Source organism: Nonomuraea sp. NPDC005501 (genome assembly GCF_040605905.1).
Classification (GTDB): domain Bacteria; phylum Actinomycetota; class Actinomycetes; order Streptosporangiales; family Streptosporangiaceae; genus Nonomuraea.
The window spans coordinates 23,649-43,984 of record NZ_JBEXDT010000063.1; the positions used below are offsets into that span (position 1 = coordinate 23,649).

General features: G+C 71.8%; 19 protein-coding genes and 1 pseudogene. 11 read left to right on the forward strand and 9 right to left on the reverse strand.

All coding sequences use genetic code 11. The annotated features are described in order from the left end of the window. Position 1: 1 nt before the first annotated feature. Positions 2-631, reverse strand: coding sequence for a class I SAM-dependent methyltransferase (locus ABZS51_RS27180; protein WP_355446598.1), 630 nt, complete (start codon positions 629-631; stop codon positions 2-4). 97 nt (positions 632-728) lie between these two features. On the opposite strand from ABZS51_RS27180, the gene ABZS51_RS27185 reads away from it, so the two are divergent. The 3 genes from ABZS51_RS27185 to ABZS51_RS27195 are packed head-to-tail and all read left to right on the forward strand — an operon-like array spanning position 729 to position 2,494. Next, positions 729-1,184: a pyridoxamine 5'-phosphate oxidase family protein gene (locus ABZS51_RS27185; protein WP_355446515.1), complete on the forward strand. Its 456-nt coding sequence runs from the start codon at positions 729-731 to the stop codon at positions 1,182-1,184. Beyond that, positions 1,181-1,372, forward strand: a complete 192-nt coding sequence (locus tag ABZS51_RS27190) for a ferredoxin (protein WP_310708648.1) — start codon at positions 1,181-1,183, stop codon at positions 1,370-1,372. The genes ABZS51_RS27185 and ABZS51_RS27190 overlap by 4 nt, the downstream gene beginning before the upstream one ends. A gap of 36 nt (positions 1,373-1,408) precedes the next feature. Continuing rightward, a complete protein-coding gene (locus tag ABZS51_RS27195) occupies positions 1,409-2,494 on the forward strand; it encodes a Zn-dependent alcohol dehydrogenase (protein WP_355446518.1) in 1,086 nt (361 codons plus the stop codon). 28 nt (positions 2,495-2,522) lie between these two features. Here the strand turns inward: ABZS51_RS27195 and ABZS51_RS27200 are convergent, their stop codons facing one another. Both ABZS51_RS27200 and ABZS51_RS27205 read right to left on the reverse strand, forming a co-directional pair. Beyond that, the gene (locus ABZS51_RS27200) at positions 2,523-3,122 is read right to left on the reverse strand and encodes a cysteine hydrolase (RefSeq protein ID WP_355446521.1); all 600 of its coding nucleotides are present in this window, start codon (positions 3,120-3,122) and stop codon (positions 2,523-2,525) included. 218 nt (positions 3,123-3,340) lie between these two features. After that, on the reverse strand, positions 3,341-3,826 hold the full coding sequence (locus ABZS51_RS27205; RefSeq protein WP_355446524.1) for a carboxymuconolactone decarboxylase family protein: 486 nt from the start codon (positions 3,824-3,826) through the stop codon (positions 3,341-3,343). A gap of 492 nt (positions 3,827-4,318) precedes the next feature. Between ABZS51_RS27205 and ABZS51_RS27210 the strand changes: the two genes are divergently transcribed. After that, positions 4,319-4,663 carry a hypothetical protein gene (locus ABZS51_RS27210; protein ID WP_355446527.1) on the forward strand — a complete coding sequence of 115 codons (345 nt, stop codon included), beginning with the start codon at positions 4,319-4,321 and terminating at the stop codon, positions 4,661-4,663. Positions 4,664-4,692: 29 nt separating this feature from the next. On the opposite strand, the pseudogene ABZS51_RS27215 reads toward ABZS51_RS27210, so the two are convergent. Beyond that, positions 4,693-4,773 (reverse strand): annotated as a pseudogene (locus tag ABZS51_RS27215) (NADPH-dependent FMN reductase); the annotation flags it as partial. Positions 4,774-4,804: 31 nt separating this feature from the next. Further along, complete coding sequence (locus ABZS51_RS27220; protein WP_355446530.1) at positions 4,805-5,944, reverse strand: NAD(P)/FAD-dependent oxidoreductase; 1,140 nt, start codon at positions 5,942-5,944, stop codon at positions 4,805-4,807. 101 nt (positions 5,945-6,045) lie between these two features. Here ABZS51_RS27220 and ABZS51_RS27225 point away from each other — a divergent pair, with 101 nt between their 5' ends. Then, entirely contained in the window at positions 6,046-6,720 is a 675-nt protein-coding gene (locus tag ABZS51_RS27225; protein WP_355446532.1) for a TetR/AcrR family transcriptional regulator, read from the forward strand. Positions 6,721-6,792: 72 nt separating this feature from the next. On the opposite strand, the gene ABZS51_RS27230 is transcribed toward ABZS51_RS27225, so the two are convergent. Next, on the reverse strand, positions 6,793-7,329 hold the full coding sequence (locus ABZS51_RS27230; RefSeq protein WP_355446535.1) for a DUF3592 domain-containing protein: 537 nt from the start codon (positions 7,327-7,329) through the stop codon (positions 6,793-6,795). 203 nt (positions 7,330-7,532) lie between these two features. On the opposite strand from ABZS51_RS27230, the gene ABZS51_RS27235 reads away from it, so the two are divergent. From ABZS51_RS27235 to ABZS51_RS27250, 4 genes are all read left to right on the forward strand, one after another. Next, on the forward strand, positions 7,533-7,928 hold the full coding sequence (locus tag ABZS51_RS27235) for a nuclear transport factor 2 family protein (RefSeq protein WP_355446538.1): 396 nt from the start codon (positions 7,533-7,535) through the stop codon (positions 7,926-7,928). Positions 7,929-7,936: 8 nt separating this feature from the next. Continuing rightward, complete coding sequence (locus ABZS51_RS27240) at positions 7,937-10,831, forward strand: BTAD domain-containing putative transcriptional regulator (RefSeq protein WP_355446541.1); 2,895 nt, start codon at positions 7,937-7,939, stop codon at positions 10,829-10,831. 84 nt (positions 10,832-10,915) lie between these two features. Further along, the gene (locus ABZS51_RS27245) at positions 10,916-12,127 is read left to right on the forward strand and encodes an FAD-dependent monooxygenase (RefSeq protein ID WP_355446544.1); all 1,212 of its coding nucleotides are present in this window, start codon (positions 10,916-10,918) and stop codon (positions 12,125-12,127) included. A 68-nt stretch (positions 12,128-12,195) separates the two neighbouring features. Next, on the forward strand, positions 12,196-12,942 hold the full coding sequence (locus ABZS51_RS27250; RefSeq protein WP_355446547.1) for a class I SAM-dependent methyltransferase: 747 nt from the start codon (positions 12,196-12,198) through the stop codon (positions 12,940-12,942). 49 nt (positions 12,943-12,991) lie between these two features. On the opposite strand, the gene ABZS51_RS27255 is transcribed toward ABZS51_RS27250, so the two are convergent. Continuing rightward, a complete protein-coding gene (locus ABZS51_RS27255) occupies positions 12,992-14,431 on the reverse strand; it encodes a DNRLRE domain-containing protein (RefSeq protein WP_355446550.1) in 1,440 nt (479 codons plus the stop codon). A 489-nt stretch (positions 14,432-14,920) separates the two neighbouring features. Between ABZS51_RS27255 and ABZS51_RS27260 the strand changes: the two genes are divergently transcribed. After that, positions 14,921-16,384: a serine hydrolase domain-containing protein gene (locus ABZS51_RS27260; RefSeq protein WP_355446553.1), complete on the forward strand. Its 1,464-nt coding sequence runs from the start codon at positions 14,921-14,923 to the stop codon at positions 16,382-16,384. A gap of 313 nt (positions 16,385-16,697) precedes the next feature. Here the strand turns inward: ABZS51_RS27260 and ABZS51_RS27265 are convergent, their stop codons facing one another. Further along, entirely contained in the window at positions 16,698-17,927 is a 1,230-nt protein-coding gene (locus ABZS51_RS27265; RefSeq protein WP_355446556.1) for a serine hydrolase domain-containing protein, read from the reverse strand. 348 nt (positions 17,928-18,275) lie between these two features. Between ABZS51_RS27265 and ABZS51_RS27270 the strand changes: the two genes are divergently transcribed. Further along, the gene (locus ABZS51_RS27270) at positions 18,276-18,977 is read left to right on the forward strand and encodes a helix-turn-helix domain-containing protein (protein ID WP_355446559.1); all 702 of its coding nucleotides are present in this window, start codon (positions 18,276-18,278) and stop codon (positions 18,975-18,977) included. A gap of 21 nt (positions 18,978-18,998) precedes the next feature. On the opposite strand, the gene ABZS51_RS27275 is transcribed toward ABZS51_RS27270, so the two are convergent. Then, positions 18,999-20,336 carry an adenylate/guanylate cyclase domain-containing protein gene (locus tag ABZS51_RS27275; protein ID WP_355446563.1) on the reverse strand — a complete coding sequence of 446 codons (1,338 nt, stop codon included), beginning with the start codon at positions 20,334-20,336 and terminating at the stop codon, positions 18,999-19,001.

Below are 20,336 nucleotides of genomic sequence, written 5' to 3' on the forward strand. Positions count from 1 at the left end.
CTCAGACGCCGGGGCGGACCCGTTCCAGCACCCGCAGCGATCCCCGTACCGCGACCTCCTCGAACGCCCCCGACTCCAGTGCCCGCAGGTACACCCGGTACGGCGCCTGCCCGCCGTCGGCCGGATCGGGATAGATGTCGTGGAAGACCAGCGCCCCGCCCTCCATGACGTGCGGCGCCCACCCCTCGTAGTCGCGCGTCACCGGCTCCTCGGAGTGGCCGCCGTCGATGAACAGCATGCCGAGCGGGGTACGCCACAGCGCGGCCACCCGCTCCGACCGGCCCACGACGGCGATGACCTCGTCCTCCAGCCCGGCCGCGGCGATCGTCGCCCGGAAGACCGGCAGCGAGTCCATCCTGCCGAACCTGGGGTCCACCAGCGTGGGGTCGTGGTGCTCCCAGCCGGGCTGGATCTCCTCCGAGCCGCGGTGATGGTCCACGGTGACGACCACGGTCCCGGCCTGCCGAGCCGCCGCGCCGAGGTAGACGGCGGACTTGCCGCAGTACGTACCGATCTCGCAGATGGGGCCCTGCTTGCCGTATCGCAGGGCCGTCTCGAACAGGGCGAGGCCCTCGTCCGGCGGCATGAAGCCCTTGGCGCGCTGGGCGGCGTCCAGCAGATCGGGCGGCATCATCATGAACCGCACCCTATTCGACATCCTCCTCCGAGACCGAACAACGTTCCGGAGACCTCTTGCCCGGCATTCTGCAACCTGTTCTACTTGGCACGTGAATCAGCGCGCTCGCATCGCGATGTCCGGCGACGAGGCCGACGCGTTCCTCGCGTCCGCCCGCAAGCTGCAGCTCGCGACGATCAACCCGGACGGCACGCCGCACCTCGTCACCATGTTCTACGCGCTCGACGAGCGCGGGCGGATCGTCTTCTGGACCTACGCCAAGGCCCAGAAGACCCGCAACCTGGAGCGCGACCCGCGGGTGACCTGCCTGGTGGAGACCGGCGAGGACTACGGCGAGCTGCGCGGCGTCCTGCTGTACGGCAAGGCCGAGCGCGTGGACGAGCCCGGGCGCGTCCTCGACATCGGCCTGCGCGTGGCCCGCGCCATGACCCCGGGCGTCGCCGACGAGCACCTGCTGCCGTATGTCGAGCAGACCGGCCGCAAGCGGGTCGGATTCGTCGTGGAGCGCACCAAGGTGGTCTCATGGGATCACAGGAGGCTCACGTGAAAGTCAAGGTCGACGAACTGGTCTGCGAGGCCAATGCCGTGTGCATGGGGCTCGCTCCCGAGGTGTTCGATGTGGACGACGACGACCAGCTCCACATCCTGCTCCCGGACCCGCCACCCGAGATGCACGACCGCGTACGCCACGCGGTCCGGTCCTGCCCGAAAGCCGCACTCTCCCTAGAGGAATAGCCGTCCCCACAGGACCGGCCCGGAGGAGGAACCCCCATGCGCGCCGCGCTTCTGCACGCCGTAGGCGATGACAAGCTCGACATCCGTGACGACGTCACGCTGGCTCCCGTCGGCCCCACCGAGGTACGGGTCCGGGTCAGGGCCACCGGCGTCTGCCACTCGGACCTGTCGGCCATGTCCGGCGTACTGCCGCAGCCCGTGCCGCTCGTCCCCGGGCACGAGGGCGCGGGCGAGGTGGTGGAGGTCGGCGACCACGTCACCTCCGTCCAGCCGGGCGACCACGTCATCATCAGCTGGCGCCCCGCCTGCCAGGAGTGCCGCCTGTGCGTGGGGGGCCAGCCGTACCTGTGCATGAAGTACACGGTGGAGGCGTTCAGCAAGGGCAACTTCCGCTTCGGCGGCGACACCATGGCCTTCGGCATGGCCGGCTGCGGCACCTGGGCCGAGGAGGTCGTCATCCCCTGGCAGGGCGCGATCAGGATCGACGCGGACGTGCCGTGGGAGGCGGCGGCGCTCATCGGCTGCGGCATCACCACCGGCGTCGGCGCCGCCGTCAACACCGCCCGCGTCCGCCCCGGCTCCACGGTCGCGGTCGTGGGCTGCGGCGGCGTCGGCCTGTCGGTCATCCAGGGCGCCCGCCTCTCCGGGGCCAGGGTGATCCTCGCCGTCGACCCGTTGGAGTCCAAGCACGAGCTGGCCAGGAAGGTCGGCGCCACCCACGCCGTCACCCCGGACGGCGTCCAGGGCGCCCTCGCCGAGCTGACCGGCGGCCAGGGCTTCGACCACGCCTTCGAGGCGGTCGGCAAGGGCGCCACGATCCAGGCCACCTGGCAGCTCGCCCGCCAGGGCGGCGACGTGATCGTGGTGGGCGCGGGGGCGCTGGACGACATGGTGTCGATCTCCGCCTTCAGCCTGCTGTTCGAGGGCAAGAAGCTGCTGTCCAGCGTGTACGGCGAAGCGGACGTCCGGCACGACTTCCCGTACTTCGCCGACCTCTACAAGGCGGGCCGGCTCGATCTGGACTCCATGATCAGCGCCCGCATCCGCCTGGCGGACCTGAACGACGCGGTGGCGGCCCTGAAGGGCGGCGAGGTCCTCCGCCAGATCGTCATCCTGGACTGACCTGTTACGTCCCCTTGGCGGTTTCGGGTCAGTCGCCCCGCAGCAGGGTGTGCAACCGGGCTGTGTCGATGATGTGGGCTCGTGCGGGAAAGACGCGACGGAGCAGCATGTCGTGGACGTCGGGGTCCGGGTCGGCGACGCCGTCGGACAGGACGTAGAGCCGATAGTCGCGGTCGGCCGCGTCGACGACGGTGGACAGGACGGCGCCGCCGGTACTGATGCCGGCGAGGACCAGAGTGTTGATGCCGCGTTCGCGCAGCCGCTGGTGGAGGTCGGTGGTGGAAAGGCCGCCGTGGCGGATCTTGCGGACCGTGATGTCGCCCTCCTGGGGAGTCAGGCGTTCATGCACGGCGACGGCAGGGTCCTCGTGGTGCAGGAGGCGGTGCCGGGCCACCGGGGCGAAGGACTTGTTGGTGGCCGGGACCGCGTCCCAGTCGGCATCGGTGAAGCCGACGCGGACGTAGGCGACGGTGCCATCGCCGGCGCGAACGCCGGCGATGGCTCCCTCCACGCGACTCAGGAGTGCTTCCCGGGTCCCGTCTTCGGGCAGGTGGGCGAGGATGGCGGGCTGGCAGTCCATGACCAGCAGGGCGGTGTGCGCGGGGTCGAGTGCAGGCGCTGTGCTCACGCAGGACATTCAAGCGACTGGTGGACGCCGCGATCAAACAACCGATCCGCTCGCGATGTACAACCGGCTGTTGTGCCACTGACGACCCGTGTCCGGACGCAGGTGGTCGCGGAGCGCGGCGAGTGGCTGGACACCGGCATGGGCATGGCGGTCGGAGCCCTGCCGCGGATGGAGCGGGTTGGGGCAGGGCCGGGGCAGGGCCGGGAGCGGCCCGCCGGTCAGTCGGCCATACCGGCGAACATGCCGGGCTCGTAGGAGCCCCCCGGGTTGCGCACGATCACGTTGAGCCGGTTGTTGGCGTTGATCATGGCGATCAGGGAGACCAGCGCGACGATCTGGTCGTCGTCGTAGTGCTCGCGTACCTGCGCCCAGATCTGGTCGGACACGCCGTGGTGGGCGTCGGCGATCCGGGTGCCCTCCTCGGTGAGCGCCAGGGCGGCCCGTTCGGCCTCGGTGAACACGGTCGACTCGCGCCAGGCCGCGACCAGGTGGAGCCGGACCGCGGTCTCCCCGGCGGCCGTGGCGTCCTTGGTGTGGTAGTCGACGCAGAAACCGCAGCCGTTGATCTGGCTGGCGCGCAGCATCACCAGGTCCTGGGTGGCCTGGGGCAGCGGCGACTGCTGGATCGCCAGGGCGACGTTGTAGATGCGCTTGCTGATCTTGGCGCCGAGCTCGTTGGTCAACAGGTCGATACGGGGTTCCATGATCTGGTCCTCACTCGTGGTGCTGCGTGCCGCGCGGGTCGTTCGCACGGCGTCCTGACGAACATGGAGATGCCGGCGACCCGCCCCCTGTGACAAACCGGCCATGTGACGTGCGCCACTCCGCAGTACTCGTGGAGGCGGAGTCATCTCGTCGGCGCCGCGATTCGAGCTTCGTCACCGGAAAGAAGAAAGGCCGTCCGGAAAAAGCCCTGCAATACGGGCCAGGGCCTCGGAGTGCCCACTCTCACATGGCCGTCACATGAACAGCAGATGAGGACCGGCCTGCGAGAATGAGCCCTTCCGTGGCGTCCCGGAACAGGGCTGTCCACGATTCCGCACCGGACTCCGAAACGTCTTCCGAACGACGGGAAGGATATATACGTGTTCAAGCACCTGGCTGTCGCGGCCATTCTCGCGGCGATCGCGGCCCTACCGGCCACGACCGCGCGGGCCGAAACGCGGCCGCGGCCCGCGACCGGTCATTCACAAGAAATGATCGGCTATGAAAAAGCGGGCGGGTTCGCCGGAATTCAGCGCAGTATTTCGATAGACCGGCACGGCCGGGCGCGGGCCGCCTCCGCCGCGGCCACCGCCGCCTTCCAGCTCACCGCCGCGGAGTTCGGTCTGCTGCGGCGCAGGCTCGGCAACGTCTCCACGTGGGCCCCGTCCACGGACGGCTGCGACGTCGCGGATCACTTCACCTACACCCTGCGCTACCGGGGCCACCGCGCCGTCCGCTGCCACACGGTGCCGCGTGACTGGGAGCCCGCGGTCGCGCAGCTCGACCAGATCATCGACCGCCACCTCACGGCGACCAGGTCCACAGCGCACGACTGATCCCGCTCCCGCCGCCACAGCGCGCCCGGCGGGGTGTGGGTGCATTCCGGGGTGACGAACACCAAGCCGTCGTAGGCGGCGACGGCTTCGGCCCACTGATGAACGTGGGGATGGGTGGCACCGTCCCCCCGCCCGAGCGGCCTATGCGCCGACCGGCCGACCGGCGAACATCCGGACCAGGCCGTGGGGCGCGTCCTCGCCGAAGCACAGGTCGAGACCGGCGAGGGACTCGGCGGCCTTCTCGGCGGAGCGCGGGAACAGCTCCTCCTCGTAAGCCGCGAGGGCCCGCTCGACGTCGCCGGGGTGAGCGGCGACGGCGTTCCCGAGCTCCGCGCCGTCGAGCAGGGCCAGGTTGGCGCCCTCACCGGCGAACGGCGACATCAGATGCGCCGCGTCGCCCACCAGCGTCACGCCCGGGACCCGGTCCCAGCGGTGACCGATCGGCAGCGCGTGGATCTTCCGCGGGATCAGCGGGCCATCGGCGTCGGTCACCAGAGCCTTGAGGCTGTCGTCCCATCCGCCGAACCGCTCCAGCACCGCCTGCCTGGAGGTCCCGGCGTCGGCGAAGTCGATGGCGTCGATCCAGTCCTCGACGGCCTGGACGGCGGCGTAGACGTGCAGGCTGCCGTCGGTCTCGCGGTGAGCGAGGAAGCCCTTGCCATCGCCGAGCGCGAAGAACATGCCGCCGCCGATCAGGTCCGCGGCCCGCGGGTGGCGGAGGTCGGCGTCCAGCAGGTCGAGCTCGACGAACGAGATGCCCGTGTACGCGGGCCGCGTGCCGGAGACCAAGGGGCGGATCCGCGACCAGGCGCCGTCCGCGCCGACGAGCAGATCGGTGGTGAACGAGCCGCCGTCGGCCAGGGTCACCTCATGCCGTCCGCCGCCCAGAGGACGGGCCGCGGCGACCATGACGCCCCAGCGCACGGCGCTTTCGGGCAGTGAGTCCAGCAGCAGGTCGCGCAACCGGCCGCGGTCCACCTCGGGGCGGTCGCCGATGCCGCCGTCGCGCTCCTCCCAGTGGGCGACGGCGTGCCGGTCCAGGACGCGGACGGCCTCGCCGCCCGGATGGACGATCGTCGTGAACTCCTCGTGCAAGCCGGCCATGCGCAGGGCGACCTGGCCGCTCTCGGCGTGGATGTCCAGCATGCCGCCCTGTGTACGGGCGTGGCGTGCGGGTTCGAGGTCGTAGACGACCGCCTCGATCCCGTTGAGGTGCAGGACGCGGGCGAGCGTCAAGCCGGACAACCCGGCTCCGACGATCGCGATGGGGTGATGGGTCATGGTGATGCCTCCTTCCAAAGGCGCACCCTCACGCTAGCCGAACATGTTCGTTACGAACAAGTTCGTCGCGAACGCGATCGGGCCCTGGTACGGTGACCTTCGTGACCGATCAGCCCCGCAGCCGTCGCGAGCGCCCCGCCAAACCCGCGCTGACCAGGAAGGGGATCATCGCGACCGCGGTGCGTCTGATGCACGCCGAGGGGCTGCCGCGGGTCACCATGCGCCGTCTGGCCCAGGAGCTGGACACCGGCCCGGCATCCCTGTACGTGTACGTGGCCAACACCGCCGAACTTCACGCGGCGATACTCGACGAGCTCCTGGGCGAGGTCGATCTGGGCCCCGTCACCGTCGCCGGGGACTGGCGTGAACGGATCGAGGCCGTACTGACCTCATATACGGACGTGCTGTACCGCCACCCCAGCCTGGCCCGCTCGGCCCTGGTGGCCCGCCCGTCCGGCCCGAACTACCTCAACCTGCTGGAGGCTCTGCTGGCGCTGCTCAGCGAGGGCGGCGTGCCTGACGGGCAGGCCGCCTGGGGCGTGGACGTGCTCCTGCTGATGGCCACCGCCTCCGCCGCGGAGCACGCCACCGAGGACCGGTCGATCGACGCCGCGGACGAGTGGAACGCGCTCACCCGGGCACTGCGCGACGCCTCACCGGCCGGGCTGCCGCACGTCGCCGCCCTGGCGTCGGAGCTGGTCTCGGGCACCCCCGAGGAACGCGCCAGGTGGGGCCTCCGCGTGCTGCTCAACGGCACGCTGCAGACGCCACGCTGACGGACGCGGGACGCCGGCCGCGCCGCACCTTCGTGTCGCCCATGGGCGATCACCAGGGAGGCGCCATCGAGATCACTCGTCGTCCCAGAGGCCGGGAGGGCACTCCATGGGCTCGACGGAGCCGTCGGCGTTCTGGATCTCGCACTGGCCTCGGGAGTCACCGCCCCCGATGCCGTCACCGACGTCACCGACGCCGGTGAACCCACCGGAGACACCGGCGAAGAAGGCCAGGCCGATGACGATCACGATGATCCCGGCGACCATTCCGGCGTAGCCGCCGGAGCTCTCCGCGGGCACGGCGCGGGTCGGGTCCTGCGGGTCGTAGAGCACGTCGGTCGCGTTGCCGACGCCGAGGTGGGAGGTGGTCCGCGCCTCGGTGGTGATCTCCTGCCCGTCCACGGTCGTGAAGGTCAGGACCGGCCGCCGTCTCGCCCTCAGGTGCTCCCCCTGCCCCGTGAACGTGGTCCGGACGTCGCTGACCACGCCCGGCACCCGCTGCGCCCGCCGGGCGAACTCTCTGCCGTCCACGTTCCCCTTGATCGAGACCAGCACGATCAGCATCCCGAACGCCACGAACAGCAGCGGGACGTAGGTGATCAGGTTTTCCAACGCGCGTCTCCTCGAGTCGGCTCGAACCTTAGAACGCTCCTGGCGAGCAAGGGTTCCCGCACCCCGGCCTCTCGTCCACCGATGCCCGCGGCCTTCCGGCCCACGAGCGGGCTCACCGGAGTGACGGGCACGAAAGACTTGACCTTGACACTGAGGTCAGGGTTTACGCTCGGGCCCCCTGTCACCCGAGGAACGGACCACCCATGACCGCAGACCGCCGATCCCTGCTCGACCACGACCAGCGCTTCTTCGAGGCGCTGACGGCCGCTGAGGTCAAGGTCCTGGGCGACCTACTCGCGGACGACTTCGTCCTGGTGAGCGTGGAGGACGGGGCCGCCGTGGGCCGGGACGTCCTTCTCGACGCCATCGCCACCGGCGCCGTACGGTTCCCGGCGATCGAGTCGTTCCCGGACGAGGCCCTCGTCCGCCGCATCGGGGACGTCGGGATCGTCGTAGGGCGTACCGGCATGAACGTCACCCGTCCCGACGGTACGGCCTTCAGCGCCGGCAGCCGCTACACCCATGTCTACGTCGCCGTCTCCCCCGGCCTCTGGCGGCTCGTCTCCGCGCAGGGCACCGCCATCGAACCCCCGGCATAATCACCCGCATGCGGTTCGCAATCCTCGGCCAGACCCGGGCCTGGCGCGACGACGGGACCGAGGTTCCGCTGGGCGGGCCGGCCCGGCGGGCGCTGCTGGCGCTGCTGCTGCTCCGCCCCGGCGAGGTGGTCCCGGTCGACCGGCTGGCCGACGAGATCGGCCCGCCAGGGGGGACGTCGGCGCACGCGCTGCACTCCCAGGTGTCGAGGCTGCGCGCGACCCTGGGCGGCGGGGCCGCGATCGAGCGGGCGGGAGCGGGCTACCGGATCGTGGTCGCGCATGACGACGACGTGGACGCCTGCCGGTTCGAGCGGCTGACCGGGCAGGGCCGGGCCGCGCTGCGTGACGGCGACGCCGGGCGGGCCGTCCCGCTGCTGCGCGAGGCACTGGAGCTGTGGCGGGGGCCTGCTCTGGCCGACCTCCCCGAGAGCCCGACGGCCCGGGCCGCCGCCGTACGGCTGGAGGAGCAGCGGCTCGCGGCGCTCGAGGACCGGATCGAGGGCGAGCTGCGCCTGGGCGAGCACCGCGCGGCCGTACCCGAGCTGCGCGAGCTGGCCCGCCGCCATCCCCTCCGGGAACGGCCGGCGGCCCTGCTGATGCGGGCGCTGTTCGCCGAGGGCGGGCAGGCGGCGGCGCTGGAGGTGTTCGAGGAGACCAGGCGACACCTGGCCGAGGAGCTGGGCGCCGATCCCTCGGCCGAGCTCGCCGCGTTGCACCTGGAGGTGCTGAGCGCCGATCCGTCGCCGTCGCCCGCCGCGCCGCCCGCGCAGCTCACGTCGTTCGTCGGCCGTGCCGCGGAGGTGGCCGAGGTCGCCGGCCTGCTGCGCGTGGCCCGGCTGGTCACGCTGATCGGCCCCGGCGGCGTCGGCAAGACCCGGCTGTCCGTCGAGGTCGCCGGGGCGGCGGGTGACACCGTCTGCTTCGTGGAGCTGGCCGCGCTGCGCGACGGCGCCGGCCTGCCGCGGGCGCTGCTGAGCGCGCTCGGCCTGCGCGAGAACGGGCTCCTCGGGGAGGGGGCCGGGCAGCAGGAGCCCGTCGACCGTCTGATCTCCGCGTTGTCGGACCGCGTGCTGCTGCTCGTCCTCGACAACTGCGAGCATCTCGTCGAAGAGGCCGCCACGCTGGCGGCGCGGCTGCTGGCCGCCTGCCCGCGGCTACGGGTGCTGGCCACCAGCCGGGAGCCGCTGGGTGTCATCGGCGAGAACCTCTGGCAGGTGCGGCCTCTGGACGGCGACGCGGCCGTACAGCTCTTCACCGACCGGGCCAGGGCCGCACGGCGCGGTTTCGCCGCCGACCCGGAGGTGGTGCGGCGGATCTGCGCGGCCCTGGACGACCTGCCGCTGGCCATCGAGCTGGCGGCGGCGCGCCTGCGCACGCTGGACATCGACGACCTGGCGGGACGGCTGGACGACCGGCTCGGGGTCGCGGCCCGAGGCGCCCGGACGGCCGCCGAGCGGCACCGGACGCTGCGCTCGGTGGTCGCGTGGAGCTGGGACCTGCTGTCGGAGGAGGAGCAGCGGGCCGCGCGGCGGTTCACGGTCTTCGCCGGTGGCGCGACGGCCGAGTCGGCTCTTCGGGTGTGCGGCGCCGACGGCGAGCTGCTGGAGTCTCTGGCCGACAAGTCCCTTCTGGAGGCGGCGGGCGGCCGCTACCGGATGCTGGAGACGATCCGCGCCTACGGCGCCGAACGGCTCGAAGCGGCGGACGAGGCCGAGCCGGTGCGACGCGCCCACGCGCGGCGCTTCCTGGAGCTGGCGCGGACCGCCGACCCGCACCTGCGGCGGGCGGGGCAGCTGGAGTGGCTGCCGATCCTCGCCGCCGAGCACGCCGACCTGCTGGCGGCCCTGCGCTGGGCCGTCGAGGCCCGCGACGTGGAGACGGCCCTGCGGCTGCTGGCCTCGGCCTCGAACTACCTGTGGCTGAGCGGCCTGTCCGCCTCCGCCGCGCCCTACGCCACCATGCTGCTGGACGGCGCACTTCTTGACGGGCCCAGTGATGAACTCGGTGAGGAGTATGTGACGTGCGTGCTCCTGGCCGCGTCCGACGCCGCCGGGCATCCGGTCTGGCAGCGGCACCTCGCGCGGGCCGGTCAGGAGCTGGCCGCCGCGTGGCCGGGTGACCGGCCGGGCCGCTACCCGGTGGCCCTGCTCCTGTGGATGATGCGCAACGCGGTCGGGGGCGACATGCAGGGCGCGTTCGAACTCGTCCGGGCCCAGCTCGCGTGCCCCGAGCCGTGGGCGCGGGCGACCGCCCGGTACGTGTCGGCGTTCGGGGCGCTCGGCGAGGGGGACGCCGCGGCGGCCGAGGTGCACTTCCACGCGGCGGCGGAAGAGTTCCGCTCGCTCGGCGACCGCTGGGGCACCGCGCTGGCCCTGGACTCGCTCGCCGGCCTGGCCGGAACGCGCGGCGACCGGGCGAGGGCCGTCGAGCTGACCGACGAGGCGCTCGCGCTGACCGAGCAGCTCGGCGCGCTGGAGGACAGCGCCGACCTGCTGGTCAACCGGGGAGATCACCTCGCCGGCGAGGACGCGGCGGCGGCTCGCGCCGACTACATGAGGGCCGCCGCCCTGGCCCGCCGCGCCGGCAGCTCCACCTACCTGGCGGCGGCCCTGCGTGGGCTCGGCGACATCGCGCTGCTGGAGCAGGACCTGGCCGAGGCCGAACGGCTGTACGTCGAGGCCCTCGAACGCCTCGACCCGCACTGGATCAAGAGCCTCGGCGACCGGGTGCGCACGCTCGCCGGGCTCGGCCGTGTCGCCGAGGCGCACGGCGACCGCGCCGCGGCCCGTGAGCGATTCCGGGAGGCCGGCGAGACGGCGGCCGTGATGGGGATCTCCACCCCCGCGGTCCTCCGCCTGATGGGGCTGCCCGAGACCGTCGTGGAGGCGGTGACCCGGTGGTGAGACGGCGGCGAGACGCGTCGGTGCGATGGGGGCGGTGAGCCGGCGGTGAGCCCGCGGTGAGCCCTCCCCGGCAGGCTCGGGGTCATGAGAAACGGCATGAGGAACACCAACGTCCTGATCTCCGGCGCCTCCGTCGCCGGGCCCGCGCTCGCCTACTGGCTCCACCGCCACGGCTTCACCCCCACGATCGTGGAGCGCGCCCCCGCCCTGCGCGAAGGCGGCTACGCCGTCGACTTCCGCGGCGAGGCCCACCTGTCGGTCCTGCGCCGCATGGGCATCCTCGGTGACATCGAGCGGGCCAGGACCGGCATGGGCTCCATGTCGTACGTCAACGCGGCGGGCCGGACGCAGGCGACGATGCCCGCCGACCTGTTCGCGGGCGACGTCGAGATCCTCCGCGGCGACCTGGGGCGCATCCTCTACGACGCCACCAAGGACTACACCGAGTACGTCTTCGGCGACTCCATCGCCTCGCTCACCGAGGACGCCGACGGCGTGACGGTCACCTTCGAGCGCGGCGCGCCGCGCCGGTTCGACCTGGTGATCGGCGCCGACGGGCTGCACTCCAACACCCGCCGCCTGACGTTCGGGCCTGAGGAGCGGTTCGTCAAGCACCTCGGCCTCTACTGCGCGATCTTCACCACGGCCAACCACCTCGGCCTGGACCACACCGGCCACGCCTACCGCACCGCGGGCAGGCTCGTCGCGCTCTACAGCGCCCGGCACAACACGCAGGCCAGGGCCGTCTTCTACTTCGTCTCCCCGGCCCTCGACCTGAACCGTCGCGACGTGGCGCGGCAGCAGGCCGTGCTCGCCGAGAGCTTCGCCGGCAACGGCTGGCAGAGCGAGCGGTTGCTGCACGACATGCGGCAGGCGCCCGACTTCTACTTCGACTCGGTCGGTCAGGTCCACATGGACACCTGGACGCGCGGGCGGGTCGCCCTTGTCGGCGACGCCGCCTGCTGCCCCTCGTCCCTGTCGGGCATGGGCTCGGGACTCGCGCTGGTCGGCGCGTACGTGCTGGCCGGCGAGCTGGCCGCGGCGCGCGGCGACCACCGCGTGGCGTTCGCCCGCTACGAGGAGGAGATGCGCGAGTACGCCACGGGCTGCCAGAAGATGGGCGACGGCGTCGCCAAGCTCATGGTGCCGGGCAGCCGGCTCCTGGCCTCGTTCCTCAACCGCTACTACAAGATCATGCCGTACCTGCCGGGCAAGAACATGGCCGCCAAGATGGCCCGCAAGGCCGCCGAGAACATCACGCTGCGCGACTACGAGAGCCTTGTCGGCCGCGCCTGAGCCGCACCTGCGCGCGGCCGTCGATATCCGGTGGCGGGCCCGGATCCGTTTTCGGCATAGTCGTGAGGATGCACCGTCAGCTCATCAGCCACCTCGCCCACGCGGACCATCCGATCGCCGCGCCCGTCAGCGAGGCCAACCTCATCCGTCTGCTCACCCGTGCCAAGCTGCCCTCCGGCGCCCGTGTCCTCGACCTCGGCTGCGGGGAGGGCGCGTGGCTCACCCGGGCGCTGGACCTCTACCCCGAGGCGACGGCGGACGGGGTGGACATCTCGGAGGAGGGGCTCGCCGCCGCCGCCGAGGCCGCCGCCCGCCTCGGCCTGGGCGACCGGCTCCGGCTGCACCAGACGCCCGCGGACGCCTTCGCCTCCGCCGAGCCGTACGAGCTGGTGCTGTGCGTGGGAGCGACGCACGCGTTCGGCACGCTGGCCGAGACCCTCGACGCCGTGCGCCGGCACCTGCGGCCGGGCGGGCTCGCGCTGATCGGCGAGGGCTTCTGGGAGGGGGAGCCGTCCAAGGAACTGCACGACCTGCTCGGCACGGGCCCGGACGACTACGCCGACCTGGCCGGGACCGTGGCGCGCGCCCGCGACGCCGGCTACGCCACCATCTACGCCCACACCAGCACCCGCGACGAGTGGGACGACTACGAGTGGTCCTGGACCGGCACCCTCACCCGCTGGGCCCTCGACCACCCCGGCCCGGACGGCGACGAGGCCATGGCCGCCGCCGACTCCCACCGCGACATGTGGCTCAACGGCTACCGCGACGGGCTCGGCTTCGTCACCCTCCTCCTCCGCCGGACCGACCAGTAGCGGAAGGGGCCGGGGAGCGCGCTCCCCGGCCCCTCACTCGCGGTGTCCGTCAGCGGGTGTAGACGACCGCCAGGGTCGGCGGCTTGACGCCCTGCTCCTTGTTCTCCGACGCGGCGAAGGCCCGCCAGTTGGTGGCCTCCTTCTCGTCCGCGCCACGGAGCTGGATGCCGTAGTCGGGGGCGCCCGACGCCCACGCCTTGACGATGTTCGTCACCGGCCACGCCAGGAAGCCGGCGCCCGTGGCGCACGGCGCGGTCCAGGTACGGCCGCGGCCGGCGCGGGTGGTGGAGGCGCCCTCGCCGGTTGTCGTGGGCTTGTTGTCCCAGTTCAGGTCGTTCTCGTCCCAGGCGCTGGTGACCCGCTCGGCGGTGAGGCCGGAGCCGACGACGAGGCCGCAGCCGTTGGTCTCCAGGTTCCACATGCCGAGGGTGGCCAGGATGACCTTCTTGCCCTTGACCTTGGCCGTGTTGAACTTGACCAGGCTGCGCATGACGTCACCGCCCTGGCCGTTCTCCCATGGCATGGTGCCCGCGATGATCATAGGGTCGCCGGGGTGCGAGGCCCAGGTGCTGGCCACGTCCGTGTCGGTCTCGACCTGCGGGAGCGTGATCGACGGGAAGACCGTGACCGGGTACTTCCGCTTGGGGTCGGCGAGGAAGCCCGCGTCGGGCTTGAGCACGAGCACCTTGACGCCGTTCTGGGTCTCGACGCTGGTGTCGATCGGCTTCAGCGCGTCGCCGCGCGGCTTGCCGTGCCCGCTGGCGTCCCACATGACCGGACGCGAGCCGGAGGCGACGACCTTGCCGTCACCGGCCGTGCTCTTGAGCAGGAGCCGGCCGCTCGCGTCCTCGGCGAGGTCGACGCCCTCGGTCTGCACGGGGATGCGCAGCTCCAGCGGGCCGGACGGCTTCTCGCGCAGCACCACGTCGTGGCGGAATCCCGTGGGCAGAACGGTGACGACCAGGTCGGCGCCCGGGCCGGCGGCGTTGGCGAAGGTGGCGACGTTGTCCTTGATCGCGGGCTTGGGCAGCGCGGTCGGCCACCGCACGGCGAACACCCGGCCGGCGTCGTCCACGATCTTGGCGAGCGGGCCCTCGCCGCCGGCGGAGACCTCGACGTTCGCCCGGGAGACGCGCGGCTTGAGCACCGCGCCGTCCTGGACGAGGGAGGTGTCGACCGGCAGCCACTGGTCTCCCCGCTTGACCTGGGCGACGCCGGAGCTGATGGTCTCGGTGAAGGTGCCGTCGGGGTTGGCGACGGTCGTGCTGTTCTCGTTGGTCAGGGTCGGCACGGACACTGCCTGACCGCTCTTGGCCGCCTGCGCCGACGCGGCGTCCATGGTCGCTTCGACGGCCGCCGTGTCACTGCTCTGTGCCGTGTCGGCCGGTGGCGTGGGCGTGGCGGCGTTGGCCTCGATCGCGGTGCCTCCGGCGAGGACGGTGGCGGTGAGCAGACCGAGAGCGAGCTTCCCCGTGAGCGAAATACGCAAGTCTCATCCTAAGTAATGTGAAAACTGCTGATAATCCTGTTTGTCCGACTATTCGACTTAAGTGCGGATAAGTCGGCGTTAGTCGGGCAGGTGGCATCGACAGGCGGCGCTTCTGCGAGCGCGGCCCTTCAGCCCCGGCGACGACGCCGGCGCTTCCCCTGTGTCAGGCGGCCCCGTGTGTGAACGCGTGCATGATTCCCCGTTCGCGAATGCGAGCATGATCGCCCGCAGGTCACAGAAATATCACGCAACATATCCGTACACGACAGACTTTTCAGAGTATGACGTATATCACATAGCAATGCGTTATCAAGTCAACCTTCTGCGTGATCAACGTGACTCCGCCGGCGAGGGCTGGTGTCATCCGCGGCGGAGGCATGGCGCGCGGGCGGGTTGACTTTCGTCAGGGGTACGGCTGGCCGGAAGGCCGATGTCCCGGGCAGGCCCCGGTCCCTAGGTTTTCGCAGGTCCCCCTTGAACGGAGCACCTGTGAAAAGCCTCCTCACCGCCCTCGCCCTGGCGATCGGCCTGGCCGTGACGTGCACGCCGGCCGCATGGGCCGCCGGGCCCGCGCGCACCGCCGAGCTCACCCCGGCCGCCATCGACGCGTACGTCGGCCGCGCCCTCGACCAGACCGGTCTGCCCGGACTGTCCGTCGTCGTGACCCACGGCGACCGGATCGTCCACGCCGCCGGCTACGGCCACGACTCCGCGGGCGAGCCGGTCACCGCCGGCACGCCCATGCGGGTCGCCTCGGTGACCAAGTCGTTCACCGCCATGGCCGCGATGATCCTCGTGGAGGAGGGCAGGCTGTCCCTGGACAGGCCCGTGGCCGAGCAGCTCCCCGGGTTCCGCATGGCCGACCCGCGCGCCAAGGCGATCACGCTGCGGCACCTGCTGAACCAGACGTCCGGGCTGTCCGACACCACGACCGACATCGGCGACCTGGACACGGCCGGCTCGCTCAAGGAGTACGCCGCCAAGCTGGGCACCGCCACGCTGCGGGCCGCGCCCGGCACGCACTGGGAGTACTGCAACGTCAACTACAACGTGGCGGCCAGGCTGGTGGAGGTGGCCAGTGGCCGAAGCTTCGGCGACTTCATGCGGGAGCGGGTCTTCGGGCCGCTCGGCATGCGCTCCAGCGGCGTCAGCGAGCGGACGGTCCGGCCGGCCGACGGCTACAACTCCGTGTTCGGCCTCTGGCTGCCGCGCCCCGAGCTGCCCGCGTTCCTCGACGGCAGCGGCAGCGGCAGCGTCATCACCACGGCCGCCGACATGGGCCGCTGGCTGATCACCCAGAACGGCCGGGGCCGCCGCCTCGTCGGCCCGGCCGGCCTGACCACCATGCACGCCCCGAGCAGCGTGCGTGAGTACGGCATGGGCTGGGGCATCGACGACGAGACCCGGCGGCTCACGCACTCGGGGAACCTGTTCACCTACACCGCCGTCGAGACGATCGTCCCGCGGACGGGCTACGGCTTCGCCGTCATGGCGAACAGCGCGAGCCTGACGGACGACACGTTCGCCATCGCGAGCGGGCTGGCGGACCTGAGCGAGGGCCGGACGCCGGAGGTGCCGGGGGGCGACAGGCAGCAGTTCGAGCTGGTACTGGGGGTGGTCACGCTGGCGGCGGCGGCGCTCGGGACCCTGGGAGCCGTACGCTCCCGGCGCTGGGCCGCCCGGCGACTCGCCACGAGGACGCCGAGGAAGTGGCGGGCCGGGCTCCGCCTGGTGCCGGTGCTGCTGCCCGCGGCGCTGCTGGCGGCGTACCCGGACCTGATCTCGTTCCTGATGAACGGCCGGACGGTCACGTGGGCGCAGCTCACGTACTTCGCGGCGCCGCTGACGATCACTCTCGTGGTGGCGGCCGCGGCGGGCCTCGTGACGGCTGTCCTGCGCCTCGCTCACTACCGCACGCTCACCGGGCGGCAAAGGCCCCGTCACACCCACTGACGTGATCACACACGGGATTCGCACCGTCCGCAGTTGATCTTCACTCACCACCTGGATGTACGGTTTGCGCCCCCTCATCGCAGCCTTGGCCCTCGCCACCGCCGACCATGCCCCGACCCCCGGACCCGACCCGTGGCGGGCGCGCGCTCGCTGCTCGCCCGCGGCACCCGTGCGACGACCGAGTTCCACGGCAACGCCGCCACGAACGTGCCGCGGAAGGGGGCCGGTCAGGGTCTTACCGCCGTCAGGCGAGCCGCACATCGGCGCCCCGCGTCACGGGGTCCGGAGACGACCCCGTGACAAGCTGTGGCTGTCAGTCGTCGATGGCCTGGTAGAGCGTGGTCCAGAAGTCGTGGATGAGCCGCGCGGGATCTGGGACGGACATCCCGACCTGGGTCAGCAGGATTCCGGTGAGCCGGTTCTCGGGGTCGGCGTAGGTCGAGGTGCCGCTTCCGCCGTCCCAGCCGAACTGGCCGACGGGGGCGTAGTCGCCGCGGTAGGTGCGCACCGCCATCCCCATGCCCCAGCCGCCGTGCTGCCCCTGGCCGAATGACACATGGACGTTCTCGGTGGCCATGGCGTGCCGGGCGGCTTGCTGCTCGGACGTGAGGCGGTTGGTGGTCATCAGCTCGACGGCGGGCCGGGACAGGATCCGCTCGCCGCCGTGCATCCCGCCGTTGAGCAGCATCTGGAAGTAGGCGTGGTAGTCGTCCGCGGTGGAGACCAGTCCGCCGCCGCCGCCCTGGAACGCCGGAGGCCGGCTCCACCGTCCCCCCACGGCCTCGTCCCACACGTGGAACTCCTCGGTCTGCGGGTCGGGGGCGTACAGGGCCGGCAGCCGGTCGATCTTGTCGGCGGGCACGTGGAAGGCGGTGTCCTTCATCCCCAGCGGGCCGAAGATGCGTTCACGCAGGAACGTCTCGAACGACTGGCCCGTGACCCTGGCCACCAGCACGGCGAGCACGTCGTGGCTGATCTGGTACTGCCAGCGCTCTCCAGGCTGGTACATCAGCGGCAACGTGCCCAGGCGGCGCATCCACTCGTCCGGCTCGGGCATCGGCTCCGGCAGATCGGGCGTGAGCCCCTGCTCGAAGATCGCGCCCATGATCGGGCTGCCCAGCGCCGTCATGTCCATGCCGAGCCCGAACGTGGAGGTCAGCAGGTCCCGTACGGTGATCGGCCGCCGGGCCGGCACGGTCTCGTCCAGCGGGCCGTCGATCCGCTTCAGCACCCGGCGGTCGGCGAGCTCCGGCAGCCACGGCTCCACCAGGTCGTCCAGCCGCAGCCTGCACTCGTCGAGCAGGACCATCGCCGCCGCCATCGCGACCGGCTTGGTGGTCGAGGCCATCCGGAAGATCGTGTCCCGGCGCATCGGCGCGCCACCGTCATGGCGCATCGTCCCGAGCGCCTCGACGTGCGTCTCACCGCCCCGGCCGACCAGGGCGACGAGCCCGGGAATCCTCCCCGACTCGACATGCCGCTCCAGCACTTCACGCAGCCTGCGCAGCCCCGCTTCGGAGAAGCCGTTGTTGCTCTTTTCCATCATGAATCCCTTACCTACGGTGTTCGATCTTGCGAGACGGGCGTTCGGCGAGCTGGAGCTCGGCCACGGGACTCCCTCTGCGGCGCCACCGGCACCCGCAAGCGTTCGGGAATCTCTGAATGTCTGCGACAGTACATTGCGTTTATAAGTCCGTCAACAGGCAATGATGCTGCGTGATGCCTGCTAAATTCGGCTTATCGAGCAGTCTTTGCAATGAACATGACACTGAACGCAAAGGGTGGGCCGCGATGCGGCATTGCAATGGAATCTGAGTGAATGCATACTGTGCAGCGGAGGGTGCCGGGGCGCCGCGCTTCGCGCATGTCGACGGATAGGAGCCGAGCACCGATGCCCGGAGGCAGACTGACCGGCCAGGACCGACAGCACATCGCCGCGTGGCTGGCCGAGGGACTCGGATACGCGGAGATCGGCCGGCGTATGGGGCGGCCCGCCTCGACCATCATGCGGGAGGTCACCCGCAACGGCGGACCCGACGACTACAGAGCGGACCAGGCGCACGAGGCCACCCGGCATCGTGCCCGCCGGCAGAAGCAGGCGCCGCCTCCGGCGCCGCCGATCTCCGACAGCGACCATGGGCGAGACCCGCAGGCGGTGCAGGACTTCGCGGAGTCCTTCACCGCTCTCCTCGTTCAGCAGGGGCTGCCCCGGATGGAGGCCAGGGTGCTGGTCTGCCTGTACATCACCGACTCCGGCGCTCTCACCGCCGCCGACCTGGTCCAGCGGCTTCGCGTCAGCCCGGCGTCGGTCTCGCACGCCGTCGCCTTCCTCGAAGAGCAGGGAATGCTCAGGCGGGAACGGGTTCCCGGCGCGCGGCGCGAACGCTACGTCATCGACGATGAGATCTGGCTCCGGTCGATCCTCGCAGCTCTGCAGATGAACGACGCTCTGACGGCCGCGTCGCAGCGCGGAACCGAGATTCTCGGGGCCACGACCCCGGCGGGCGCCCGCTTCCAGTCCTCCGCCGAGCTCCTTCTCCTTGTCAGCGAGGCCTTCCGGCAGGTCATGGAGCAGTGGCGGCAGAGAGCCTGACCGCCTGCCGGCCCGCGAAGATCAACCCTCGTAGTACGTCATCTCCACCCCCGACACCGTGCGCCGGACAGGCTCGAACCCCGCCAGGTCAGCGCGATCGGCGTGGCCGGCCACGGCGTCGCGCACGGCCTCGCTCAGGTGGACGCGGCCGGGGCTGCCGAGGTCCTGGGCCATCTTGGACGCCAGGTTGACCGGGGCCCCGGCGACGTCCCAGCCGCCGCCGGGTGTCCGCCCTGCCAGCACGGGCCCGGCGGCCACCCCGATCCGGGCCACGATCTCCCGCTCGGCGAGCCCCGTGCGCAGCCTCAGTGCGAAGCGCACGGCCGGCGCCGGCTCCTCGAACAGGTAGATGCCCAGCGGCCCGGCGACCTTGATCTCCACGGCACCCTCGGACGGCAGGAGGCGGAGACCGGCCTCCCGCATCGCCGCCGACAGCGACAGCCCCCTGAGCAGCTCCACCTCCGGCGTGTCCGCTGGAGCGGCGCTCCGCTCCACGAGGACCACGGTCCGGTCGCGCAGGTGGCCGGCCGCCAGCCGTTCGGCCAGCTCGGCGTCCCCGGGGCGGGCGTCCAGCAACAGCAGGTCGGCGTAGAAGGCCGCGGAGTACGGGATGGGATAGTGCTCCTGCCCGGCCGATCCGGACGCGCCCGGCCATCCCTCGCCCGACCACGCCTCGCCGAGCCGGGGAACATCCAGCCGGGGGCCGTCGACCACCTGGTGGACGGGGCCGACGAGACCGTCGGGGCCGTCGGGGCCGTCGGGGCCGTCCTTGCGCCGCAGCACGAACGGGTGGCCGTCCGGCAGCCGGTCGACCACGGCCTGTGTCACCGCGATCTCGCCGCCCTCGGTGTCGTTCTCCGCGAACTCCTCGGCGGCGTCGGCCTCCGCGCCGTACAGCCCGCCCGACAGCTCGTAGAACGACCCCAGATGCACGCCGATCCCGATGCGGACCACGCAGTGGCGCCGGATCTCGTCCTGCGCCGTCAGCAGAGCGGACAGCAGCGTGGACGGGTCCGCGGCCTCCGGGTGGAACAGCTGGGCGTTGTCGGCCGCCCACACGCCCACCGCGCGCCCGCCGGCGCTCCGGGCGCAGGCGTGCAGGATGCGCTTGGGCCGGTCGATGAGCGCCAGCACCTCCAGCAGGCCGAGCCGCTGGCTGAGCCGGGTGAGCCCGGCCGAGTCGGACACGACGGAGTATCCGCGGATCTCGTGGGGGCTCAGCAGGCGCCGCGCGTCATCGGCGGTGCCCGCGCTTGCGCGCCACTGCTCGACGAGGGACAGCGGCAGGCCGGCGGCGACGTCTCGTGAGGTGTCGAAGCCGCCCGGCGTGAGCGGGCCGGCGGGGGGTTCGTAAGCCAC